Source organism: Citricoccus sp. (assembly GCF_035445025.1).
In the GTDB taxonomy this organism is placed as follows: Bacteria; Actinomycetota; Actinomycetes; order Actinomycetales; family Micrococcaceae; genus Citricoccus.
This window is the reverse complement of the sequence record NZ_DAOMPX010000038.1, coordinates 1-21,418: the sequence shown is the minus strand read 5'-3', so window position 1 is coordinate 21,418 and position 21,418 is coordinate 1. Positions and strand designations below refer to the sequence as shown.

The following is a 21,418-nucleotide window of genomic DNA, read 5'->3' as shown; positions in this document are numbered from 1 at the left end:
CCCGGTAGGGACAGGCCGGGACTACTGTACCGGCCGGTTGGGCAGGGCCGGAAAGGATGACGATGGGGGCCCGGCGGGCGCCCCCACCCCGGGACCGGTCCCCGGGCCGGTCACCGTTGGACCAGCCAGCCGTCCCAGCCGGCGGACTGCTCCAGGTAGGTGCGCACGAACACGTCGTTCTGCCGGCCCCGGACCCGGACGGCACGCTCGTAGTAACCGACCAGCTGCTCGCACAGGACGGGCCAGGTCCGGCCCTGCACGGCCTGGTGCGCGGCCTCGGCGAACGCGGCGCGCTTGATGTCGTCATAGACCAGGTCCCGGACCCGGTCCCGCAGCCCGGCCAGGTCACCCGGCCGGTACAGCCACCCGGTGCGGGAGGGGTCCACCAGGTCCAGCGGACCGCCGCGTCCCACCGCGACCACCGGGACGCCGGAGGCCATGGCCTCCTGGATCGTCTGGCAGAAGGTCTCCGACTCCCCGGGATGCACGAACAGGTCGAGGCTGGCCATGTGCCGGGCCAGGTCCTCTCCGCCCTGGAACCCGGCGAAGTGCGCCCCGGGCAGCTGGCGGGCCAGGGCGCCCTTCAGCGGGCCGGAGCCGACGATCACCAGGCGGGTGCCCGGCAGGTCGCTGAGCACGGCCAGGTCCTCCACCTGCTTCTCCGAGGCCAGCCGGCCGACGAAGCCGATGAGCCGCTCGCCGTTCGGGGCCAGCTCGGCCCGCAGCGCCTCGTCCCGCCGGGCGGGGTGAAACCGGGCGGTGTCCACGCCCCGTCGCCACAGGTGCACCCGCTGGATCCCGCGGGCGTGCAGCTGGTCCACGCAGAAGCTCGAGGGGGCCACCGTGAGGGTGGCGTGGTCGTGGATGCGTTCCACGTGCTGCCAGAGGACCTCCTCCAACCACGGGAACCCGTAGCGCGCCGCGTAGTTGGGCACCTCGGTCTGGTAGACGCACACGCTCGGCACCCCGAGGGCGTTGGCGGCCTGCACCGCGCGCCAGCCCAGGATGAACGGGGAGGCGATGTGGACGACGTCGGGCGCGAAGTCCGCGATGACGCGACGGACCCGGTTGACGGTCCCGGCGGCCACCCGGACGTTCGTGTATCCCCTCAGGGGGATGGAGGGCACCCGGTGGACCGGATATCCCTCGACCTCGGCGGGGGCCTCGTCGTCCATCCACGACGAGGACGGGGCGATCACCAGGACCTCGTCGCCGCGGGAGCGCAGGTGGCGGATCACCTGCAGGATCGAGTGGGTGACACCGTTCATGTGGGGCAGGAACGATTCGGCGACGATGACGACTCTCACGCTCCCGGACGCTATGGTCCGTCCCTGTCAGCGGTGACTCGGCGCGGTGGCAGCCAGGTGGCGGGCGGGTGAACAGTCGGTATGCCGCCGCGTGGGGCGACGGGCGGTGCCGGGCCGCGCCGCTGCCGTCCGGCCCCCGGGCCGGGTGGCACCATGGACGGTGACATGAATCCTCGCACTCCCCGCGCCCTGAAGCCGCTGCCCCTGCCCCTCTGGGTCCAGGGGGTGATCGAGACCCTGATCGCCGCGGTGGTCTCCGCCATCCTCGTCGTGGTGCCCCTGGTGGGCATCTGGTCCATGGCCGGCTTCGCCGCCACCCAGGTGGACTTCATCGCCCGGCTCGGCGGCCAGGCCTGGCTGGCGCTGCAGGGCGTGCCGCTGCACCTGACCCTGGAGTCCCCGACGAGCAGCGCGGACACGCTGACGGGCACGTTCTGGTTCCTGCCCTGGGGCCTGGTCCTGATCCCGCTGGCCCTGGGCTGGCGGGCCGGGAGGCGGCTGGCGCGTGCGTCCTACCGGGACCAGATCTGGCAGCCCCTCGCCGGTGGGGCCGGTGCCTACGCCCTCTTCTGCCTGGGCACCTCGTTGCTGGTGCCGAGCGAGTCGGTGGCCATCAATCCGTTCCTGGGGACGCTGATCCCCACGGCGCTGATGGTGGTCGCCCTGCTGACCGGGGCCCGGAAGGAGGCCGGTTCGTGGGAGCGGCTGATCGGGGTCGACGCGGCCGAGCGCATCGCCACCTGGTCACAGGCGTCCCGCTGGGCCGGGTCCTACGCGTGGTCACTGGTGCGGGCCGGGTTCGTGGGCCTGATGGTCTCCTTCGCCCTGGCCTCGGTCCTGCTGTCCGTGCAGGTCGCCCTGAGCTGGGCGGACATCGCCCAGGTGTACCAGCAGGTGGACGCCGGCATCTGGGGCGGGGCCACCCTGACCGCGGTGCAGCTCGGGATCATGCCCAACCTGGCGATGTGGACGCTGGCCTGGACCACGGGGGCCGGGTTCTCCCTGGGGGAGGGGTCCGCCGTCTCCCCGCTGATGACCGCGGTCGGTCCGCAGCCGGCCATCCCGGTGCTGACCGCCGTGCCGGTGGGCCTGGACCCGGCCTGGTCCTGGCTGTTCCTGCTCGTGCCGGTGGTCGGCGGATTCATGGCCGGCTGGTGGCTGCTGCGGGAGGGGGAGAACCACTTCGACGAGTGGCTGGCCGTGCGGATCGAGTCCCGCTGGGCCTCGCTGACCGCCTCCACCCTGGTGCTGGGCCTGCTGGTGGCCCTGGCGACCGCCCTGTTGTCCCTGCTCCCGTTCGCCGTCTCCGGGGGGTCCCTGGGGGTGGGCCGGATGACCGGCCTGGGCCCGAATCCCTGGGCCGCCGCCGGCCTGCTCGGCGTCCTCGTGGGCCTGGGGGCGATGATCGGCTACCTGGTGTCCCCGTGGTGGGAGCGGGACCGCTTCGTGCTGCCGGACGCGTGGCACGACGAGGCGGACGACGCCGACGGGTTCGATGACGGCACGGACGCCGGGAGGACCCGCGAGCCCGAGGAGGACTAGGCACCCGGCTCTGGCACTCTCCGGCCAAGAGTGCTAAATAATTGCCGAGGCCGTAGCCACGGCCCGCCGGCCCGGAAGGCCCGGGTCCGGTCACCGTATGGAGGTGATTTCTGTGGCCAACCATGTTGATCCCCTGCGCGAGATCGACCGGGTGCTGAACGGCGTCTTCGGACAGATGACATCATCGGTGCGGACACAGGCGATGCCGATGGACCTGTACCGGAGTGAGGACCACTTCGTGCTGAAGATGGACCTGCCGGGTGTGGACCCCAGGTCGATCGACGTCGACCTCGAGGGGCGGACGCTGACCATCCGCGCCGACCGGCAGGACGAGGAGACGGGCCAGATCCAGTGGCTCGCCCGGGAACGCACCACCGGGACCTTCGCGCGGCAGCTGACACTCGGCGAGGGGCTGGCGACGGACAGGATCGACGCCTCGTACACGGACGGTGTGCTGACGCTGCAGATCCCCGTGGCCGAGGAGGCCAAGCCCCGCCGCATCGAGGTCTCGCACACCGCCAACCAGGGGGCGATCGGGCAGTCGGCCTGAGCAGTCCGCCGGCCTGACCCTCCCCGGCGAGGGTGCTCCGGCTCACGCCGGAACGCCGCGTCTGCCATGCTGGGAGCCTTCGACGAGGCGAGGTGGCGGTAGATGCGCACGTTCGGTGTGGAGGAGGAGTTCCTGCTGGTGGCGGTTCCGTCCCTGGAACCGCTGCCCGCCGGGGAGGCGGTGGCGGGTCCGCGGTCCGAGGAGACCTCCTCCGGCCACCGGGTGACGATGGAGCTGCAGCAGGAACAGATCGAGGTCGACAACCCGCCGCAGACCACCCTGACCGGACAGTTCGCGGCCATCCGGGCCGGGCGGGCCCTCGCCGAGGAGGCCGCCGTACGGGCCGGCGGACGGGTCGCGGCGCTGGGCACGGCCCCGGACGGCACCAGCCTCCACCTGACGCCGAAGGCGCGCTACCAGCGGATCGGCAGGGAGTTCGGGGTGATGGCCCTGGAGAACCTCACCAACGGCCTGCACGTCCACGTGGGCGTCTCCTCCCGGGACGAGGCCGTGACCGCCCTCGACCGGATCCGTGTCTGGCTCGCCCCCCTGCTGGCGCTCAGCGCCAACTCCCCGTACTGGCAGGGAGTGGACACCGGTTACGCCTCCTACCGCCACCGGGTGATGTCCCGATGGCCCGTGAGCGGTCCGCCGGAGGTGTTCGGCTCGGCCGCCGGTTATGACCGGCACCGGGACCGGCTGCTGGCAACGCAGGTCCCCCTGGACGCCGGCATGATCTACTACGACGCCCGCCCCAGCGAGCGCTACCCCACGCTCGAGGTGCGCATCGCCGACGTCTGCACGGACCAGGCCGTGGCGGCCGTGATCGCCGCGCTGGTCAGGGCCCTGGTGGAGACCGCCCTCAGGGAGCCACGCCGGCCGGCTCCCGAGGTCCCCGCCTCGGAGCTGGGAGTGTGGACCTGGCTGGCCAGCCGTTCGGGTGTCGCGGGCCGGCTGATCGACCCGGCCACGGGGACTCCCGCGCCGGCGGCGGACGTCCTCGGCCGGCTGCTGGACGGCGTCCGGCCCGTACTGGTCGAGTACGGGGAGGAGGGGACGGTCGAGGCCGTCGTGGCCCGGGTCCTGCGGCAGGGCACCGGCGCGCACCTCCAGCGCGAGGCCTTCGGCGCGCACCATGACCTCCGGCACGTGGTCGCCGTGGCCCTCGAGGCCACCCACCGTGCCCCCTCACCACCCGCGTCCGGGTGATCCGGGCCGGTACGTACCCGTTACCGGGCGCCGACCGGACCGGTGAACCCGGCCAGTTGCTCGGTGTACTCCTGGCTGCACCGCTCCAGCGCCCGCTCGGTGATCGCGCCGGCGGTGCAGTCCTCGAACCGCGTGGTGGCGTCCCAGAACACGACCTGGGAGGCGGTGACGAACCCGAAGAGGGCGCAGCCGGCCATGCCCGCCACCGCGCCCACGCGCAGGAGCCACGGCGAGGGGATCCGGGCGGTGCGGATGAGGGCGAGGACGCCGAAGACGATGCCGGTGACGGCGAAGACCAGGGAGGCGGCCTTCCACGGCAGGGTCAGGACGGAGGCCAGGTATGTCAGCAGCAGCATCCCCGCCAGCCAGACCAGGGCGGTGCGCAGCGAGCGGTACCGCGTCAGTTCGGTGTCGGTCGATGCTCCGGGCGCGGTCTGGCTCACCGCTCCAGCCTACTGGGGTGTCAGGACAGCCCCTGACCGGCCAGCCAGGCCTGCGCGATGTCCTCGCTGGAGGCCTCCTTCTCGACGGACTCCCGGTTGAGGCCGATCAGCGCCTCCGGGGTGAGCTTCGCATTGACCTTCTCGATGATCGCGGCGGCCTCCTCGTCCACGGCCTCGGAGGCGATCGGGGTGACGTTCTGCGGCAGGATCAGGTTCTCCGGGTCCTCCAGGGTCACCAGGTCCTCGGCCGCGATCGAGGGGTCGGCCGAGTAGATGTCGGCGAGCTGGACGTCCCCGTCCACCAGGGCCTTGACGGTCAGCGGGCCGCCCGAGTCCTCCACGGGCACCACGGTCACGTCCACCCCGTAGGCCTCCTTGAGTCCGGCAGGACCGTAGGGACGGGTCTCGAACTCGGAGTTGGCGGCCACCTTCAGCGGCTCGTCCACGTTCTTCAGGTCCGCCAGGGACGTCAGGGAGTGCTTCTCGGCGAACGCGCGGGTGACGTTGTAGGAGTCCTGGTCCGTGGCCTCGGCCGGTTCCAGCGGGCGCAGCCCCTGGGGCAGCACCTCGGCCAGCGCGGCCTGGATGTCCTCCGGCGAGGTGGCCGTGGCCTCGGCGTCGTAGTACTGGAGCAGGTTCCCGCCGTATTCGGGCATGACGTCGATGGCCCCGGACTCGACCTCCGGCAGGTACACCTCGCGCTGGCCGATCTGGTAGTCCCGCTCCACCGTGTAGCCCTCGGCCTCGAGGGCCTGGGCGTAGAGCTCGGCGATGATCTCGTTCGAGTAGTACTGCTGGGAGCCGATGACCAGGGCGTCCCCGCTCCCGCCCGTGCCCCCCGTGGCCGACGGTGAGCCGGAGGCGGTGTCCTGGCCGCCGAGCGGGTCGGAGCTGCCGCAGCCGGTCAGGGCGAGGGCGGCGACGGCGGCCAGGGCCAGGGCGGAACGGCGGGTGGGCTTCTTCATGGGGATCCTCTTCCGGAGACGGGCGCTGTTCTGAAACCTACGCGTTGACCCCGCGGCGCGCCACTGTCACCCCACGTGGGACGGCGGCGCGTCCGGCCAGGGCGAACACCCCGTCCAGGACGAGGGCGAGGGCGACGACGAGCAGGGAGGAGCCGAGCATCATGGCGTAGTCCTGGGTCTTCAGGCCCAGGAACAGGTAGCGGCCCAGTCCGCCGGCGCCGACGTAGGCGGCCAGGGTGGCGGTGGCCACCACCTGCAGTGCTGCCGAGCGCAGCCCGCCGACCAGCACCGGCAGCCCCAGGGGCACCTCGATCTGCCAGAGCACCTGGGCGCCGGTGTACCCCTGGGCCCGGGCGGCGTCGATTACCCGGCGGTCCACGGCCTCGAAGCCGGCATAGGCGGCGGCCAGGATGGACGGGACGGCCAGGATGACGAAGGCCGTCATCGGCCCCGCCAGCCCGATGCCCAGCAGCAGCGCGGTCAGGGTGAGCACCCCGAGGGTCGGCAGGGCGCGGGCGGCCCCGGAGAGCGCGACGGCGGCTCCGCGCCCCCTGCCCGTGTGGCCCACCCACCAGCCGATCGGCACGGCGATGGCGGCGGCGATCACCACGGCCAGCAGCGTGTAGCCGAGGTGCTCCAGGGACCGCGCGGCGATCCCGGACGGCCCCGTCCACTGCGCGGGGTCCAGGCACCAGAGCACGGCCTCCCACAACTGGTTCATGCCCCCACCTCCGCACGCGTCCAGGGCATGGCCAACCGGCCCAGCGCCACGAGCAACCGGTCCAGGGCCAGCGCGAGCACCACGGTCAGCACGATCCCGGTGAGGATCTCCGCCAGGATCCCGCGCTGGAACCCGTCCGTGAACAGCAGCCCGAGCGACGGGATGCCCAGGACGGCCCCCACCGTGCACAGGGACACCGTGGAGACGGCCACCACTCGCAGCCCGGACAGGATCACCGGGCCGGCCAGGGGCAGGTCCACGGTCAGGAACCGGCGCAGCGGCGGATAGCCCAGGGCCACGGCGGCACTGCGGGCCTCCGGCGGCACCCCGTCCAGCCCGTCGGCCACGCTGCGCACCAGCAGCGCCACCCCGTACAGGGTCAGGGCCACGACCACGTTCACCACGTCCCGCACGCCGGTGCCGATCAGCACCGGCAGCACGATGAACAGCGGCAGGGACGGGATCGCGTACATCAGCCCGGCGCCGGTCAGCACGGGGCCGTTCAGGACCCGGTAGCGGTGGGCCAGCCAGCCCAGCGGGACGGAGATCACCAGCGCGGCCAGGATGGCCGGCAGGGACGTGGCCAGGTGCGCCCACGTCCGGTCCGCGATCAGCGGCAGGTTGTCCAGGACCCAGTTCATGCGCCCGGCGCGTCCTGGGTTCCCGGCCGGGGCCCGCCGTCGGCCATGGCACCCGGGCGCGCGCCGTCGTCGGGCCGGCCGTCCGGTTCCGCGAGCACCCCGGCGGGCCGGCCGTGGGCGTCCACCACCACGATCGAGCCGTCCGCGGCGCGCTCGCGGTGCAGGGTGCGCTGGCCGCGGTCCAGCCCGAGGAAGGTCCGCACGAAGTCGTTGGCGGGCTCGGCGACGAATTCCCTCGGGGTGCCCTGCTGGGCGATGTCCGCGCCCGCGCGCAGCAGCACGATCTGGTCGCCGAGGGCCAGGGCCTCGTCCATGTCATGGGTGACGAACAGGATGGTGGTGCCGATCTGGCCGTGCAGCTGGCGCAGCTGGCGTTGCAGCTCGGAGCGCACGAGCGGGTCCACGGCCCCGAAGGGCTCGTCCATCAGGAGGATGTCCGGGTCGGCGGCCAGGCCGCGGGCCACGCCCACGCGCTGTTGCTGGCCGCCGGAGAGCTGCGCCGGGTAGCGGTCGGCCAGCTTCGCGTCCAGGCCGACGAGTTCCATCATCTCCCCGGTGCGCCGCCGGGCCGCGCGGCGGTCCACGCCGTTGAGACGCGGGACGGTGGCGATGTTCTGGGCGACGGTGCGGTGGGGCAGCAGTCCCGAGTTCTGCATGACGTACCCGATGCGCCGGCGCAGGGCGACCGGGTCCCGGCCGGCCACGTCCTCACCGTCCACGAGCACCTGCCCGGAGGAGGGGTCGACCATCCGGTTGACCATGCGCATGAGGGTCGTCTTGCCGCAGCCCGAGGACCCCGCCAGGACGGTCAGGGTGCCGCGGGGGACGTCGAGGCTGAAGTCCTGGACCGCGACGGTGCCGTCGGCGAAGCGCTTGGTGACTGATCTGTAGGAGATCATGGGTTCACCCTACGTGGACCTACGATGGAAGCCATGCGCATCGTGGCCCTCGTCTCCGGATCCGGCACCAATCTGCAATCGGTGATCGACGCCGTCGTGGCCGGCCGATTGGACGTGGAGATCGCCGCAGTGGGGGCGGACCGTCCCGACGCCGGCGGGCTGGCCCGCGCCTCGGCCGCCGGGATCGAGACGTTCGTGGTGGACTTCGCGCGGTTCCCCGACCGGGCGGCCTGGAACCACGCGCTGACCGCCCAGACGGCGTCGTACGCGCCGGACTACGTGCTCTCCTCCGGCTTCATGCGGATCGTCGGCGAGGAGTTCCTGGAGGCCTTCGGCGGACGGTACCTCAACACCCATCCGGCCCTGCTGCCGGCCTTCCCGGGCGCCCACGGGGTCCGGGACGCCCTCCGGTACGGGGTCAAGGTCACCGGGTGCACCGTGCACATCGCCGATGCCGGCGTGGACACCGGCCCGATCCTGGCCCAGGCCGCCGTGCCGGTGCTCGCCACGGACACCGAGGAAATCCTGCACGAGCGGATCAAGGTCCAGGAACGGCACCTGCTGCTCGCGGTGCTCGGGGAGCTCGCCGCCGGGAAACGGCCGGAGGACTACTTCGCGGTCAGCAGCCGCTGAACCTCGGGACGGTTCAGGATCGTCTGGCGGAAGTCCGCGCTGACGTTCTCCAGGTCCGTCCAGCCGCGCTCCGCGTCGGAGGAGGCGATGGCCTGCCGGGCGTAGACGACCTCGAAGTCGTGGGCGAAGGCGTCCCGGCCGGTGGCTGAGACGCAGGACTCCGCGGTGACGCCGGCCAGCACGAGCCGATGGACGCCAGCCTCACGCAGCTGCTCCACCAGGTCGGTGCCGAAGAACGCGCTGTCCCGCGTCTTGACCAGGTGCCGGGCCGGTTCCAGGTCCAGCCCGTCGAGCAGGCTGGCCTGCCAGCTGCCCTCGAAGTTGAAGCCCTGGTCGTCCTCGAGCATCTTCAGCGTCCAGGTGGACTTGTCCTCCTGGTGCACCGTGTTGACCACGAACACCGCGTGTCCGCCGGCGTGGGCCTGGGCGGCGAGCCAGTTCGACTCCTCGACCAGCAGGGCGCGGGTGTCCTGCAGGTCGGGGAACTCGAAGAAGCCCTCCTGCAGGTCGACGAAGAGGACGGCGGTGGGCACGCCGGGATCGGGGAGGTCTGTGGGATCGGGCATGGGGGCAGTCTAGGGGCGCGGGTCCCGGGGGCGAGAGGCCCGGCTACATCCAGGTGACGCCCTCGTCCTCGTACTCGCGCACCCGGGCCAGCATCATCCGCTCGAGCAGGTCGTGCGGCGCCGGCTGGCCGTAGAAGAGCTTCACCGAGCCCTTGCCCGTCTCGAAGTTGACCAGCTCGTCCTCGAAGGCCTCGCGAACGCTGGGCGTGAAGGTCATGTTGGCGTGGGCCTTGTGGCCGGAGAACTGGAACAGGATGGTCCCGTGCGGGTGGACGTAGGCCGGCTCGTTCCACTTCAGCGTCTCGGTGGCTTCGGGCACCACGGCCCGGGCCAGGTCCCGCAGTTCCCTCAACAGGGCACGGGCCAGCTCGGGGAACCCGTCGATGTACGCGTCGACGTCGGCGGATCCGGGGGGACCAGGGACTGCGGGGCTGTCGGTGCCGGTCATGGACACAGCGTAGGCCGTGGACCGGGCAAGGCGAAGGCCCCGGCTGAGGGGACTGCCGGGGCCTTCTGTCATCATCACTCGCACCTTGTGACGCCTTCGACGGTACGGGCCGAACCTTGGCGGGGACTGTGCGCCGGAGCAGAGAACCCTGCGCAGGCCGGACCGGGCCGGCGGCCGGGCCGGCGGCCGGGCCGGTCGCCGGACCGGGAACGGGCTGCGGACGCGGGGGCCACCGCCGTTCGGAGCCGGACGGCGGGGGCCGCAGTGTGGGATAGTCGATGAAGGCTGTCGTCGTGATCGCACCGTGATCTTCACTGGCGACCTGTCGTCCCCAAGGAGCCCATGAAGAAGCAACCGGCCCTCGGTGCCGTGCCGCTGCTGGCGGCCGTACTGACCCTGTCCGCCTGCCAGGCGCCGACCTCCGCACCGGCGCCCGGAACGTCGTCCCCGGCTGCGCCGTCGTCGTCCGCCGGTGACAGCGCGCGCCCCAGTCCCTCCGCGAGCGCGGAACCGCGCACGTCCCCGGCAGGCGCGGCCGCCCAGCTGGACCAGTACGGCGTCTCCGCCGCGCACCCGGAGGCCGTCGAGGCGGGGATGCAGGTCCTGGACGAGGGCGGCAACGCCGCGGACGCCGCCGTGGCCGTGGCCTTCGCCGTGGCCGTGGTGGAGCCCTACGCCTCGGGTATCGGCGGGGGTGGCTCGGCCCTCCTGGCGGCCCCGGGCGAGGAGGCCACGAGCTATGACTACCGCGAGGTGGTGGCGCAGGACGGGCGGATCCCGGATTCCGGCACCGGCGTCCCGGGACTCGTCGCGGGGCTCGCGCAGATCCATGCCGACCACGGGACGCTGGAGTGGGAGCAGTTGCTGCAGCCGGCGATCGGCCTGGCGCGGGAGGGCTTCCCCGTCTCCGACTTCCTGGCCCAGCGGATGCGCTCGGACTTCGGCCCGGCCTCCATCGAGGGCCTGGAGCACTATCACTCCGCCTCCGGTGAACCGCTGGCCGCGGGGGAGACGCTGGTGCAGGAGGACCTGGCCCGGACCATGACCACGATCGCCGACCAGGGGCCCGAGGCGTTCTACACCGGCAGCATCGCGGATCGGCTCAGCGAGGTCGACGGGCTCGACGCCGCGTCCCTCGCGGCCTACGAGCCCGAGCAGGTGGAGCCGGTCAGCGGGGAGTTCGGGGACTACGAGGTCCTCTCGGCCGCCCCGCCCCTGCCCGGCGCCGCCCTCGTCCAGCAGCTCCAGGTCGCCGAGGCCCTGGGGGTCGGCGAGCACGAACCGGGGACGGCCGGCTACGTGGACCGGTTGGCCGAGGCATGGATCGCGGCCGAGGGATCGGTCACCCACTTCCTCGGGGATCCCGACTTCGTGGATGTCCCGGTCGACCAGCTCACGGATCCGGCACGCAACGCCGGCATCGCCGACCGCGTGGGCCTGCTGGCCGGCGGGACCGGTGCCGGGGCCACCGGAGCCGACGACGGCGTTCGACCGGTGACGGCCACCGGCGTGGTGACCGCGGGCAACACGACCCACCTGACGGTCGTGGACCGGTCCGGGTTCACCGTCTCCATGACCAACACCCTGACGAGCTTCTGGGGCGGCAGTGAGTCCGCCTCCGTGGGCGGGTTCTTCCTCAACAACCAGCTCTCCCGCTTCGAGAGCGAGGCGTCCCCGGCGAACAGGCCCGAGCCCGGGCGCAAGTCCGTGAGCTGGTCCGCCCCCAGCATGGTGCTCGACGACGAGGGCCGTCCCGTGCTCGGGCTCGGCAGTCCGGGCGGGCACCAGATCCCCAACATCCTCTCCGGGGTCCTCGTGGCCTGGGCGCTGCAGGACGCCCCGCTGCAGGAGGCCGTCGACGCCCCGCGGTACCACCTCCAGGACGGCGTGCTGGCCGTGGAGCAGGAACCGTCCGGGGACCTCGCCCGGCTCATCGAGGAGCGGAAGTGGGAGCTCCAGCGCACCGAGCGGGAACAGGCGATCTTCGGTTCGGTGCAGGCCCTGGAGATCGACTACGCCACCGGTGAGGTCACCGGGGCCACCGACAGCCGCCGGGAGGCCGACGTGGAGATCGCCGACGTCGCGGCCCCACAGGGTGAAGGATGACCCTCATGGGCGCCGTCCCATCCTCCTTCCAGCAATCCGACGACGACCGGCCGGCCGAACGACCCCCGGCCGGTACCGGTGAGCCTGCCCCGAGGGCCGGCCGCGTGGTCGGCCTGGACGTGGCGCGGGCACTGGCGATCATCGGGATGATCGCCGTCAACGTCGGCCCCCGGGGTGAGGGCGGCCTGTTCGGCACGCTCTACGACCTCCCGCTGGGACGGTCCTCCGTGCTGTTCATGCTGCTGGCCGGCGTGGGGATGTCCATCCTCACGCGTTCCTCGCGAGGGCCGTTAGCTGGTCCCCTGCCGTGGCAGACCGTGGTGTGGCGGGCAGCCCTGCTGCTCGTGGGCGGGCTGGCCCTGCAGATGGCCGGCCATGAGGCCAGCGTCATCCTGCCGCTCTACGGTCTGCTGTTCATCGTGTGCCTGCCGCTGCTGAGGGCTCCGACGTGGCTGCTGGCCGCCCTGTCCGCCACCTTCCTCGTGGCGGGCCCGATCCTCTGGGTGGCCGTGCGGCACGGCACGGATGCCTTCACCATCAAGGAACCCACCCTCGTGGACCCCCCGCCGGAGATCCTGGACGACATCCTGTTCTCCGGGTCCTACCCCGCCGTCGTGTGGGTGGCGCCGTTCCTGCTCGGGATGGTGCTCGGCCGGCTGGACCTGCGGGACGGACGGCTTCAGCGCATGTTCCTGGTGGGCGGTGCGGTGGCCGCCGTCGGGGCCTACGCCTTCTCCCGGTTGCTGGTCCTGCTGGTCGGAGAGCCCGGGCGGACGGTCGGCTGGGACCGGCTGGTGTCCGTGACCGGGCACTCCCAGATGCCGCTGTGGCTCATCTCGAGCACCGGTGCGGCACTGTGCATCCTCGGTGCGTGCCTGGCGGCGGAGCGCTTCCTGGCCCGATGGACACCGGCGCTGGCCGCCATGGGGCGGCTGTCCCTGACCGTCTACGTGGGCCACCTGCTGGCCCTGGCCGTGTTCGTCCGGCCCGGACCCGGCTCGCTGGCCGGCGGTTACGCGGTCACCGCCGTGCTGTGCCTGGCGTCCCTGCTCTTCGCCTGGCTGTGGACCCGCCGGTTCGAGGTGGGCCCGCTCGAGGCGCTGATGCGCCTGCCGCGCGTCCGGTAGGCCCTACGCGCCGCCGGCGATGAACTCGAGCACCGCGGGGGCCAGGCCCGCCCCGGTCTGCTCCTGGTTGCGCCGGTCCCGCGGCACCGTGAAGGAGTGGTCGGCGTTCGCCACCCGGCGCACGACGGCATGGTCCCCGATGCGCCCGGCCACCGGTTCCAGCTCGCCGGGCAGGGCGAACGCGTCCCGGGAGCCCTGCAGGAAGAGCATGGGCAGCGTGAGCCCGTAGAGGTGCTCGTCCCGCAGCTTCTCCGGTCTGCCCGGTGGGTGCAGCGGGTAGCCCAGGAAGACCAGCCCCGCGGTTTCCATGCCCTCGGCGACGGCCATCGAGGCCATCCTGCCGCCGAAGGACTTGCTGGCTGCCCAGACCGGAGCACCCCCGGCGCGCTCGCGGGCCGCCGCCATCACCGCGCGCCAAGTGGCGACGGCCTTGGGGGCGCGGTCGGGGAACTTCTTCCCGGCCTCCGCGTAGGGGAAGTTGAAGCGCCAGGTGGCCACGCCGGCGTCGTTGAGGGCGCCGGTGAACCCGGTGAGGAAGGGGTGGTCCATGCCGGCCCCGGCGCCGTGCGCGACCACCACGGTGGCAGTGGGGGAGCAGGGGCGGGCGTAGGCGGCGGTGACGGTCTCCTCACCGGCGGGGATGCTGAGCCGTTCGTCGCGGATGTCCATGGCGTCCATGGTCCTACACCGCACGGCCTGCCGGGAGCACCGCCGCGACGTCCCCGGGCCCCTCGTGAAGCGCTCAGGAGGATGGGCGGAGGCACCGGCGGGGAATACCATGGGGAATTCGTTCTCGCCGTGCCCGTGCGGCGACTCTGTCCGGGAGCCGTCCATGTCAGACCCCACCATCGCCGTCACCGGTGCCACCGGGCAGCTCGGCGGCCGCGTCGCCCGGCTGCTGGCCGGCGCCGGGATCCCGCTGCGACTGCTGGTGCGGGACCCCTCGCGGGCGCCCGGGCTGCCGGGGGCCACCGTGCACGTGGCCCCCTACGCGGACACCGGGGCCGCCACGAGGGCCCTGACCGGCGTGGACGTGCTGTTCATGGTCTCCGCCTCGGAGTCCGAGCACCGCCGGGCCGAGCACGAGGCGTTCGTCGCGGCCGCGGCGCGGGCCGGGGTGCGGCACGTGGTCTACACCTCCTTCCTGGGGGCGAGCCCGGAGGCGACCTTCACCCTGGCGAAGACGCACGCGGCGACCGAGGGGGACATCGTCGCCTCGGGCATGGCGTACACGTTCCTGCAGGACAGCTTCTACATGGACATGGCCCGCGCGGTGGTGGGCGAGGACGGCGTCATCCGGGGTCCGGCCGGACACGGGAGGTGCGCCTTCGTCGCGCACGAGGACGTCGCCCGCACCGCCGCGCACGTCCTCCAGGACCCCGCCCGGCACGCGGGGCGGACCTATCGCCTCACCGGGCCGGAGACCCTGGCCTTCGACGAGGTCGCCCGGATCACCTCCGAGGTGGAGGGTACCGAGGTGCGCTTCCACGACGAGACGGTGGAGGAGGCGTACGCGTCCCGCCGGGCGTGGAACCCGCCGTCGTGGCAGGCCGATGCCTGGGTGTCGACCTATACGGCGATCGCCCGGGGTGAGCTGGACGTGGTCAGCGGGGACGTCGAGGCGGTCACCGGGACGGCGCCGATGACGTTCCGGGAGTTCCTGCGGCGTCGGGGGTGAGGGGGTCACCGGTCGGCCGCGGTGTGCTCCAGGATCGAGCGGGCCACGATCTGCCAGTCCGTCCGCTGCAGACCATGGCCGGCCGCCTCGAGCAGCAGGAGACGGGCCTCCGGGATCTCCTCGGCCAGGGCCCTCCCGTGGGCGGGCGGGAAGAGCGGATCGGCACCGCCATGGATGACCAGCGTGGGGGCGGTGATCGAGGACAGCGGCCCCAGGGGGCGCTCCTCGTCCTCCAGCAGGTCGTGGTTCTGGATCGTCCGGATGTCCCGGGAACGGGCGACGTCACGGGCCACGAGACCCTTCACCGCGGCCACGTCGACCGGGCGGTCGGGGCCGGTGAGCATCCGCTCGTACCCGACGAGGTAGTCGGCGACGGACGCGGGGTCGGACCAGTCGACGTCCACCGTGGAGGCGAAGTCCAGGACATCTCGGGTCGGAGGCGGCAGCCGGCGCTCCCCGGGCACCGCGGGGCTGGTGCTGATCAGGACCAGGGAGAGCACACGGGCCGGGTGGTCGAGGGCGAGCAGCTGAGCCAGCCCGCCACCCGCGGAGAGGCCGACTACGTGGGCGGCCGGGAGCCCGTAGGCGTCGAGGACACCGACGGCGTCGTCCACCAGGTCCTGACCCGTGTACCCGGGGTGGCCGGGTGGGTAGGCCGCCGAGCGACCGGTGTCCCGGTGGTCGTAGCGGATGACGAAGCGTCCACCGTCGGCGAGCAGGCGGCAGAAGCCCTCGTCCCACCAGAGCATTGAGGCGCCCAGGCCCATGACGAGCAGCAGGGGCGGGTCCGCCCGGTCGCCGAAGGCCTCGGTGCAGAGCTCGACGCCGCCCGCCTGGATCATCCGTTCCGCCATGGCTCGCTCCTCGTCGGACTCCGTGGTCTGGTGCCCTCACGCTATCGCGGCACGAACGGCAGACAGCCCGGCAGGACGGGGAAGTCCCGGCGATCAGGACGTGACTCCGTGAGGATCACGGGTTCTCCTCAGGATCGCCGGGACTCCGGTTCCGGCAGGATGGCCTCAGGCCGCCAGGGCCCGCGTGGGCATCACTCCGTCACCTCGAAGGTGATCTCCTCGGTGAACGCCCGACCGTGCACGTCCGTGGCGGTCACCTCGGCGGTGTGCTCGCCGGCCGCCAGGTCCTCCGGCAGCTCGAACTGCCACAGGTGCATCGAGCGGTCCGCGAGCGATCCGCCGTGGACGAGCTGCTGCTGGACCGCGGCCGGGTCGGAGTACTCCGCGCCCACGAGCGCGCCCTCGCCCTCGAGGGGCTGGGTGCGGGTGGCCTGGGTGGCCTCGCCACCGTCGATCGAGACCTCGACGGCCGAGCCGGTGGAGCCTATCCAGAAGTTGGTGGTCAGCCACGTGGTGTCCGCGAGGTCCGCGCGGGAGACCTGCAGCGGGTTCTCGAAGGCCGGGGCCTTGCCGCGCTGGCCCTTGTACTGCTCGAACCAGGCGCGGTAGCGCGGGGTGTTCACGGACAGGGACATCTGCTCGTCCTCGTCGGCACCGCGGACGGTGAAGCGCTCGGTGACCTCGGTGTTCTTGAGGTCCAGGGTCAGGACGCCGGGCATGGCGCCGTCACGCTGCACGGCCTCGGGGTAACCGCCCTCGAGCAGCCGGCCGTTGTACCAGTCGCCGGAGATGGCGCCGGCGGTGATGTGGGTGAACGGCAGCTCGTCCACGCCGAACAGGTCCTTCCAGCCCTTCATCGAGTCACCCGCCCGCAGGTTCTCCAGGGAGTGGGTGTGGCCGCCCAGGGTGACGACCTCGCGGCCCTCGAGGATCTCGTAGACCTCCTTGACCTGGTCGATCTGGTGCTTCTTGCTGCTCTCATCGGCGAAGTCGAGCAGCGGGACGTGGCCGGCGAGCACGATGACCTTGTTCTCCGGGGTGTTCTCGATGTCGTTGCGCAGCCACTCCATCTGGCGGGCGTCGATGCTGCCGTTGTAGTCACCCGGGCGGGCGTTCTCCTTCACGGGGAAGTCCACGGTGCTCAGGGCCACCACGTGGGCCTTGCCCGCGTCGTAGGAGTAGTAGTGCGCTCCCAGGTTCGCCCGGAAGGTGTCCGTGGAGTGCTCGCGCTCGGTGGCGTCGAAGTCCATGTCGTGGTTGCCCGGCAGGAAGCGGGCGGGGCCGTTGAGCATGGAGGCCAGCTCGCGGGTCTTCGGGTACAGGGAGAGGTCGTCGCCGACCACGTCGCCGATGAACAGGGCACCGCAGCCGGCGTAGTCCGTCCGCGCGGCGAGGTCGGAGAACACGCCGGCGCGGGCGAACTCCACCTCCTGCTCGGTGTAGGTCTGGACGTCACCACCGATGACGCAGGACTGCTCGGGATCCTGGGTCAGCCCGCTCTGGGCGAGCGGGAAATTCAGGGCGGCCGGAACGGCGCCGGTCGGGTCGATGCCGCCGAACCTCAGCTCCGGGGAGCCCTCGGGCAGGTGGTTGTAGGAGAACTGGGCCACGTTGTCCTCGTCCACGGGGACCTGGTAACCGCGCGGCTGGGTGACGAACACGGTCATGTTGTCCTCGACCGGCAGCTCGTAGCGGCCCTGGCCGTCCGTGGTGACGACCTCGCGGCCGTTGGAGACCTTCACCCCGGGCACACCCGGCTCGCCGGCGTCCTGGTTCGAGTCCCGGTCCTTGTCGTCGAAGACGGCGCCGGAAACGGTCTCGCGGTCGGTCCGGCCGTTGCGGACGACCTCGACCTCGCCGCGGTACGCGGTCTCCTGCCAGTCCGCCCCGTCCTGCTGGGCGGGGCTCTGGGCGGGGGCCTGCCCGGCCCCGGTGGACGACGACGGCGCGGCCGTCGCGGCGCTCGCGCCGAGGGTGGCGGCGGCGACGATGGCGAGGGTGCCGGCGGTCAGCCGGGCACGCTTCCTCTGCTGGTGGTTCATCAGGACCCCTCCTGGGTGGTGTGATGGAGCCCGGCCGCGGCTCGGCCGGACTGGTCCACCCTCTGCGATGCGGGTTTCCCCGAGGCCACGGCCAGGTGTCCACCGGGGGTTCCCCGAGCGACGCCACGCCCACATGAGATTGATCTATCAACCTCTACCCGTCACCCCGCTGTGCGGGCCATCACCACCGGCCGGGTCTGCCCCCGAGGTGTGACGCATCGGTCCTGCCCGCACGGCGGCGGGAAGACCGTCCAGGGGGCGGAGCTCAGGCGGCCTCCGTGACCTCCAGCTCGCGGCCCCTGGTCTCCGGGGCCATGGCCATCATCAACACGACCGCTGCCACCACCAGCACGCCGGTCACCACGAAGGACCAGACCAGGCCCATGACCGGGACCAGCCAGGCGACGAAGACCAGCGGGCCCACTCCGGCGGCGATCCGGGACACGGCCGAGGCCCAGCCGAAGCCGGATCCGCGCAGCTCGGTGGGGTAGAGCTCCGAGACGTAGGTGTAGAGCACGGGGATCGCGACCTGTACCACGAACCCGAAGGACAGCACGAGGGGCAGCACGGCGGCGGGCACGTCCAGCAGCGCGGCCAGCCCGGCCATCAGGAACGAGGACGCCACGGCGGTGACCGCCAGCAGCCACTTGCGGCCGGTCTTCTCCACCAGCCAGGCGGCCACGATCACGCCCAGCAGCCCGACGGCGGCCATGGCGCCGGTCATGATGAACGCCCGGGCCTGCTCGTAACCGGCGTCGATGAGGAAGGTCGGCAGCCACTGCAGTGCGATGTAGTAGACGAGCATGATGGTGAAGAACAGCGCCCAGGACACGAGGGTGACCTTGGCGGAGTACCGCCACAGCGAGGCCAGCTGTTCGCCCAGGGCGCCCACGGTCAGCGGTTTCGGCTTCGGCACGGGCGGCAGCACGTACTCGCGCGCGGGCTCGCCGGTGCGCCGGACCATGTCGTCGATCACCTTGCGTGCATCGGCCTCGCGGCCCTGCTGGATGAGGAACAGGGGGGACTCGGGGACCATCAACCGGACGAGGAACACCAGCAGCGCGGGCAGGATCATCACGAGCAGGGGCAGCCTCCAGTCACCCCACGTGGCGACCAGCCAGGCGGACAGGAAGCCGCAGCCGGCCGCCCCGATCGGCCACCAGCCGTCCATGGCGGTCAGCACGGTGCCCCGGTGCCTGCGCGGGGTGAATTCCCCGACCAGGGCGTAGTCGACGGGGATGCAGCCGCCCAGACCGAATCCGGCCAGGAACCGGAACAGCACGAACCAGCCGATACCGCCGGTCAGGGCACCGGCGAGGGTGAAGACCGAGAAGACCAGCAGCGTGGCCGCGAATGCCTTCTTGCGCCCGACCCGGTCCGCGACGGTGCCCCACACGAAGGCGCCCAGGGCCATGCCGATCAGGTTCGCGGTGCCGATCCACGCGGCCTGGCCGGCGCTGAGGGCCCATTCCTCGCGCAGCAGCGGGATCAGCACTCCGTTGAGGGAGACGTCCCAGGCATCGAACATGAATCCCAGGCCGCCGACGATGAAGACCCGGCCCTGGGTGTTCCACCGCCACGGCAGGTTCTGGACGATCTCCTCCCCCGTGGGCAGGGTCGAGGATGGGCTGGTGCGGGAATTCGAGGAGGTGATGGCGGGTTTCGATTCTTCCGGGGCTTCGGCGCCGTTTCTGGGATCATGGTGCCATGAGTGACGCAGTCCATGTGGAGATCGAGCGCAAGTACGACGTCGACGGCCAGGCGTCCCTGCCCCGGCTCAACGGCGTGGGCGGTGTGGCCCAGGTCCGGTACCGCCCGCCGGTGGCCCTGGAGGCGGTGTACTTCGACACCGTGGACCGCGACCTCTCGGCCAGCGGGGTGACCCTGCGCCGGCGCACCGGGGGGACCGACGCCGGCTGGCACGTGAAGATCAAGTCCGGCGAACACCGCCTGGAACTGCAGTCCCCGCTGGGCACGGAGGACTGCGCCGACGTCGCGCCCGGGCCCGAGGGCGTGCGCGTCCCGGACCGGATCCTGGACCTGGTGCAGGTCCACGTGCGCGGCAAGTCGCTCGGGCCGATCGCCCGGCTCAACACCCTGCGCTCGGTGGTGGACCTGATGGACTTCCACGGCCGCCAGCTCGCCGAGGTCTGCGACGACCAGGTGGCCGCCATGTCGGTGGGGTTCCGCTCCGAGTCCCGCGTCCAGCACTGGCGGGAGTGGGAGGTCGAGGTCGTGGACGCGGACCTGCTGGACTCCGCCCTGAAGGTTCGGGAGGTGGCAGGTCAGGGCCCGACGCCGGAGGGGGCCTCCGGTGGTGAGGGTCGGCCCGCCGGTGGTCCCGCGGGCGCGGGCGACGGCGCCCCCGCGGGAGCAGACGGGAGCGCCGCTCGTGAGGCGCCCACGGAGGAACCGGCCTCGGGCACCGTGAGGTTCCTGGACGCCGTCGGGAAGGTCCTGCAGGACTCCGGGGCCCGGCCCTCGGCAGCGGGCTCGAAGGTGGAGAAGGTGGTCGGCAAGGCGGCCGATCCGCTGGACCCCCAGGGGGGCGACGCCCCGGAGGGGACCACCCCGGGACTGCACGCCGTGCTGACCAAGACCGTCCGCGCCCAGATGAAGGTGCTCAAGGGCTGGGACCCCCTGGTGCGGCGGGACGTGGAGGACTCCATCCACCAGTTCCGGGTGGTGTGCCGCACCCTGCGTTCCACCCTTCAGGCCTATGCGCCGCTGCTGGACCCGGACGCCACCGCGGGGGTGAACAAGGACCTGCGCACCCTCGGTCGGTTGCTCTCCGTGGCCCGGGACGCCGAGGTGGTCCGGGACCAGGTGGACGAGAAGGTGGAGGACCTGCCCGGTGGAGCCGATGGACCGGTGGCGGCGAGGGTCCCCGGCAAGACGGTCAAGCGACTGCGCAAGGTCAAGGCCGACGAGTACGCCACGGCCCATGACAAGCTCCTGAAGCGGATGCGCACCCAGTGGTACTTCGACGTCATGGACCGGTTGGACGCCTATGCCCGCGACGTGCCGCTGCACCCGGAGGTCGACGAGGCCCGGGCCGCCGACGCCGCCGGGACCCTGGAGCCGCTGGCCGCCGAGCAGGTCGACGCGGTGCTGGAGCTGGCCGAACGGGCCGCCGCCGAGGAGGACCCGGAGCACCGCATCGAGCTGATGCACGAGGTCCGCAAGGAGGCCAAGCGGTTGCGCTACGCGGTCAAGGCCGTCCAGGACGCGACCGGACTGGACCTCGGAGCCCACCTGGTGGCACGCATGAAGACGGCCAAGAAGCTGCAGGAGGCCCTGGGTGAGCACCGGGACTCCATCATGTTCCAGGAGCACGTGCTGCAGACCGCGAAGAAGGCCGCCAAGGCCGGCGAGGACACCTTCGGCTACGGCGTGCTGTTCGCCGCCGAGTTCGGCCTGCAGCGCCGGACCGAGGAACGCGCCTCGACGCTGGTGGAGCACCTGGCCCAGTCCCACGGCGAGTGAGGCCCGGACGCCGCCCCGGCCCGGGGGCCGTCCGGCGCCGGCACCGGGATGGTCCCGGTCGTCCCCGCCCGTCATCCCGGCCCGCCCCGCGCCGCCCCGCCCTACACTGGATGCGGCGCCCGGCCCGGCCGGCACCCCTCACGCACTTCCGCCGTACCGGACCGAAGCACCCAGGAGCACACCAGTGACCATCCAGCTCGA

The 21,418-nt window shown here is 72.3% G+C and carries 20 protein-coding genes; 8 read left to right on the top strand and 12 right to left on the bottom strand.

The genetic code is table 11. The features are described 5' to 3' along the window. Positions 1-110: 110 nt before the first annotated feature. Complete coding sequence (locus PLJ28_RS11660; protein ID WP_324590162.1) at positions 111-1,307, bottom strand: glycosyltransferase family 4 protein; 1,197 nt, start codon at positions 1,305-1,307, stop codon at positions 111-113. Positions 1,308-1,472: 165 nt separating this feature from the next. On the opposite strand from PLJ28_RS11660, the gene PLJ28_RS11655 reads away from it, so the two are divergent. The 3 genes from PLJ28_RS11655 to PLJ28_RS11645 all read left to right on the top strand — a co-directional run bounded on the left by PLJ28_RS11655 (position 1,473) and on the right by PLJ28_RS11645 (position 4,608). Beyond that, positions 1,473-2,849, top strand: a complete 1,377-nt coding sequence (locus PLJ28_RS11655) for a cell division protein PerM (RefSeq protein WP_324590161.1) — start codon at positions 1,473-1,475, stop codon at positions 2,847-2,849. Between the two features lie 112 nt (positions 2,850-2,961). Further along, positions 2,962-3,399: an Hsp20/alpha crystallin family protein gene (locus tag PLJ28_RS11650; RefSeq protein ID WP_183528112.1), complete on the top strand. Its 438-nt coding sequence runs from the start codon at positions 2,962-2,964 to the stop codon at positions 3,397-3,399. 102 nt (positions 3,400-3,501) lie between these two features. Then, positions 3,502-4,608, top strand: coding sequence for a carboxylate-amine ligase (locus PLJ28_RS11645; RefSeq protein ID WP_183523449.1), 1,107 nt, complete (start codon positions 3,502-3,504; stop codon positions 4,606-4,608). A gap of 20 nt (positions 4,609-4,628) precedes the next feature. Here PLJ28_RS11645 and PLJ28_RS11640 read toward each other — a convergent pair whose 3' ends face one another. Genes PLJ28_RS11640 through PLJ28_RS11620 form a run of 5 tightly spaced genes read right to left on the bottom strand, consistent with a single transcriptional unit; the run spans position 4,629 to position 8,277 of the window. After that, positions 4,629-5,051: a hypothetical protein gene (locus PLJ28_RS11640; protein ID WP_183523450.1), complete on the bottom strand. Its 423-nt coding sequence runs from the start codon at positions 5,049-5,051 to the stop codon at positions 4,629-4,631. 20 nt (positions 5,052-5,071) lie between these two features. Beyond that, positions 5,072-6,016, bottom strand: coding sequence for an ABC transporter substrate-binding protein (locus tag PLJ28_RS11635; protein WP_183523451.1), 945 nt, complete (start codon positions 6,014-6,016; stop codon positions 5,072-5,074). 37 nt (positions 6,017-6,053) lie between these two features. Next, entirely contained in the window at positions 6,054-6,737 is a 684-nt protein-coding gene (locus PLJ28_RS11630) for an ABC transporter permease (RefSeq protein WP_183523452.1), read from the bottom strand. Further along, positions 6,734-7,378, bottom strand: coding sequence for an ABC transporter permease (locus tag PLJ28_RS11625; protein ID WP_183523453.1), 645 nt, complete (start codon positions 7,376-7,378; stop codon positions 6,734-6,736). The genes PLJ28_RS11630 and PLJ28_RS11625 overlap by 4 nt, the downstream gene beginning before the upstream one ends. After that, positions 7,375-8,277, bottom strand: coding sequence for an ABC transporter ATP-binding protein (locus PLJ28_RS11620; RefSeq protein WP_183523454.1), 903 nt, complete (start codon positions 8,275-8,277; stop codon positions 7,375-7,377). Before PLJ28_RS11620 ends, PLJ28_RS11625 begins: the two co-directional genes overlap by 4 nt. Positions 8,278-8,310: 33 nt before the next feature. On the opposite strand from PLJ28_RS11620, the gene purN reads away from it, so the two are divergent. Next, the gene (purN, locus tag PLJ28_RS11615; protein WP_183523455.1) at positions 8,311-8,910 is read left to right on the top strand and encodes a phosphoribosylglycinamide formyltransferase; all 600 of its coding nucleotides are present in this window, start codon (positions 8,311-8,313) and stop codon (positions 8,908-8,910) included. On the opposite strand, the gene PLJ28_RS11610 is transcribed toward purN, so the two are convergent. Together PLJ28_RS11610 and PLJ28_RS11605 are read right to left on the bottom strand one after the other, a co-directional pair. Continuing rightward, a complete protein-coding gene (locus tag PLJ28_RS11610) occupies positions 8,886-9,476 on the bottom strand; it encodes a cysteine hydrolase family protein (protein ID WP_183523456.1) in 591 nt (196 codons plus the stop codon). The two genes, purN and PLJ28_RS11610, sit on opposite strands and share 25 nt — an antisense overlap. A gap of 43 nt (positions 9,477-9,519) precedes the next feature. Further along, entirely contained in the window at positions 9,520-9,924 is a 405-nt protein-coding gene (locus PLJ28_RS11605) for an iron chaperone (RefSeq protein ID WP_221243329.1), read from the bottom strand. Between the two features lie 342 nt (positions 9,925-10,266). Here PLJ28_RS11605 and PLJ28_RS11600 point away from each other — a divergent pair, with 342 nt between their 5' ends. After that, positions 10,267-12,030, top strand: coding sequence for a gamma-glutamyltransferase family protein (locus PLJ28_RS11600; protein WP_298045625.1), 1,764 nt, complete (start codon positions 10,267-10,269; stop codon positions 12,028-12,030). A gap of 5 nt (positions 12,031-12,035) precedes the next feature. Further along, positions 12,036-13,157 carry a DUF418 domain-containing protein gene (locus PLJ28_RS11595; protein ID WP_298045623.1) on the top strand — a complete coding sequence of 374 codons (1,122 nt, stop codon included), beginning with the start codon at positions 12,036-12,038 and terminating at the stop codon, positions 13,155-13,157. Between the two features lie 3 nt (positions 13,158-13,160). Here the strand turns inward: PLJ28_RS11595 and PLJ28_RS11590 are convergent, their stop codons facing one another. Continuing rightward, positions 13,161-13,826: an alpha/beta hydrolase family protein gene (locus tag PLJ28_RS11590; protein ID WP_298045639.1), complete on the bottom strand. Its 666-nt coding sequence runs from the start codon at positions 13,824-13,826 to the stop codon at positions 13,161-13,163. A gap of 163 nt (positions 13,827-13,989) precedes the next feature. On the opposite strand from PLJ28_RS11590, the gene PLJ28_RS11585 reads away from it, so the two are divergent. Then, positions 13,990-14,835, top strand: coding sequence for an SDR family oxidoreductase (locus PLJ28_RS11585; RefSeq protein ID WP_298045621.1), 846 nt, complete (start codon positions 13,990-13,992; stop codon positions 14,833-14,835). Positions 14,836-14,840: 5 nt separating this feature from the next. Here the strand turns inward: PLJ28_RS11585 and PLJ28_RS11580 are convergent, their stop codons facing one another. The 3 genes from PLJ28_RS11580 to PLJ28_RS11570 all read right to left on the bottom strand — a co-directional run bounded on the left by PLJ28_RS11580 (position 14,841) and on the right by PLJ28_RS11570 (position 19,259). Continuing rightward, complete coding sequence (locus PLJ28_RS11580; RefSeq protein ID WP_298045619.1) at positions 14,841-15,689, bottom strand: alpha/beta fold hydrolase; 849 nt, start codon at positions 15,687-15,689, stop codon at positions 14,841-14,843. A gap of 191 nt (positions 15,690-15,880) precedes the next feature. Beyond that, positions 15,881-17,731: a calcineurin-like phosphoesterase C-terminal domain-containing protein gene (locus tag PLJ28_RS11575; protein ID WP_298045617.1), complete on the bottom strand. Its 1,851-nt coding sequence runs from the start codon at positions 17,729-17,731 to the stop codon at positions 15,881-15,883. A 265-nt stretch (positions 17,732-17,996) separates the two neighbouring features. Continuing rightward, on the bottom strand, positions 17,997-19,259 hold the full coding sequence (locus tag PLJ28_RS11570) for an MFS transporter (protein WP_370577035.1): 1,263 nt from the start codon (positions 19,257-19,259) through the stop codon (positions 17,997-17,999). Positions 19,260-19,438: 179 nt separating this feature from the next. Between PLJ28_RS11570 and PLJ28_RS11565 the strand changes: the two genes are divergently transcribed. Continuing rightward, entirely contained in the window at positions 19,439-21,217 is a 1,779-nt protein-coding gene (locus PLJ28_RS11565) for a CYTH and CHAD domain-containing protein (protein ID WP_324590160.1), read from the top strand. Positions 21,218-21,418 lie beyond the last annotated feature (201 nt).

Excerpts from the sequence above, each read along its gene's own strand:
- PLJ28_RS11600 (WP_298045625.1), top strand. The coding sequence starts at position 10,267 with ATGAAGAAGCAACCGGCCCTCGGTGCCGTGCCGCTGCTGGCGGCCGTA.
- PLJ28_RS11580 (WP_298045619.1), bottom strand. The coding sequence starts at position 15,689 with ATGGCGGAACGGATGATCCAGGCGGGCGGCGTCGAGCTCTGCACCGAG.
- PLJ28_RS11630 (WP_183523452.1), bottom strand. The coding sequence starts at position 6,737 with ATGAACCAGTTGTGGGAGGCCGTGCTCTGGTGCCTGGACCCCGCGCAG.
- PLJ28_RS11655 (WP_324590161.1), top strand. The coding sequence starts at position 1,473 with ATGAATCCTCGCACTCCCCGCGCCCTGAAGCCGCTGCCCCTGCCCCTC.
- PLJ28_RS11565 (WP_324590160.1), top strand. The coding sequence starts at position 19,439 with ATGAGTGACGCAGTCCATGTGGAGATCGAGCGCAAGTACGACGTCGAC.
- PLJ28_RS11610 (WP_183523456.1), bottom strand. The coding sequence starts at position 9,476 with ATGCCCGATCCCACAGACCTCCCCGATCCCGGCGTGCCCACCGCCGTC.
- PLJ28_RS11575 (WP_298045617.1), bottom strand. The coding sequence starts at position 17,731 with ATGAACCACCAGCAGAGGAAGCGTGCCCGGCTGACCGCCGGCACCCTC.
- PLJ28_RS11645 (WP_183523449.1), top strand. The coding sequence starts at position 3,502 with ATGCGCACGTTCGGTGTGGAGGAGGAGTTCCTGCTGGTGGCGGTTCCG.
- PLJ28_RS11590 (WP_298045639.1), bottom strand. The coding sequence starts at position 13,826 with ATGGACATCCGCGACGAACGGCTCAGCATCCCCGCCGGTGAGGAGACC.
- PLJ28_RS11595 (WP_298045623.1), top strand. The coding sequence starts at position 12,036 with ATGGGCGCCGTCCCATCCTCCTTCCAGCAATCCGACGACGACCGGCCG.
- PLJ28_RS11605 (WP_221243329.1), bottom strand. The coding sequence starts at position 9,924 with ATGACCGGCACCGACAGCCCCGCAGTCCCTGGTCCCCCCGGATCCGCC.
- PLJ28_RS11570 (WP_370577035.1), bottom strand. The coding sequence starts at position 19,259 with ATGTTCGATGCCTGGGACGTCTCCCTCAACGGAGTGCTGATCCCGCTG.
- PLJ28_RS11625 (WP_183523453.1), bottom strand. The coding sequence starts at position 7,378 with ATGAACTGGGTCCTGGACAACCTGCCGCTGATCGCGGACCGGACGTGG.
- PLJ28_RS11585 (WP_298045621.1), top strand. The coding sequence starts at position 13,990 with ATGTCAGACCCCACCATCGCCGTCACCGGTGCCACCGGGCAGCTCGGC.
- PLJ28_RS11620 (WP_183523454.1), bottom strand. The coding sequence starts at position 8,277 with ATGATCTCCTACAGATCAGTCACCAAGCGCTTCGCCGACGGCACCGTC.
- PLJ28_RS11635 (WP_183523451.1), bottom strand. The coding sequence starts at position 6,016 with ATGAAGAAGCCCACCCGCCGTTCCGCCCTGGCCCTGGCCGCCGTCGCC.
- purN (WP_183523455.1), top strand. The coding sequence starts at position 8,311 with ATGCGCATCGTGGCCCTCGTCTCCGGATCCGGCACCAATCTGCAATCG.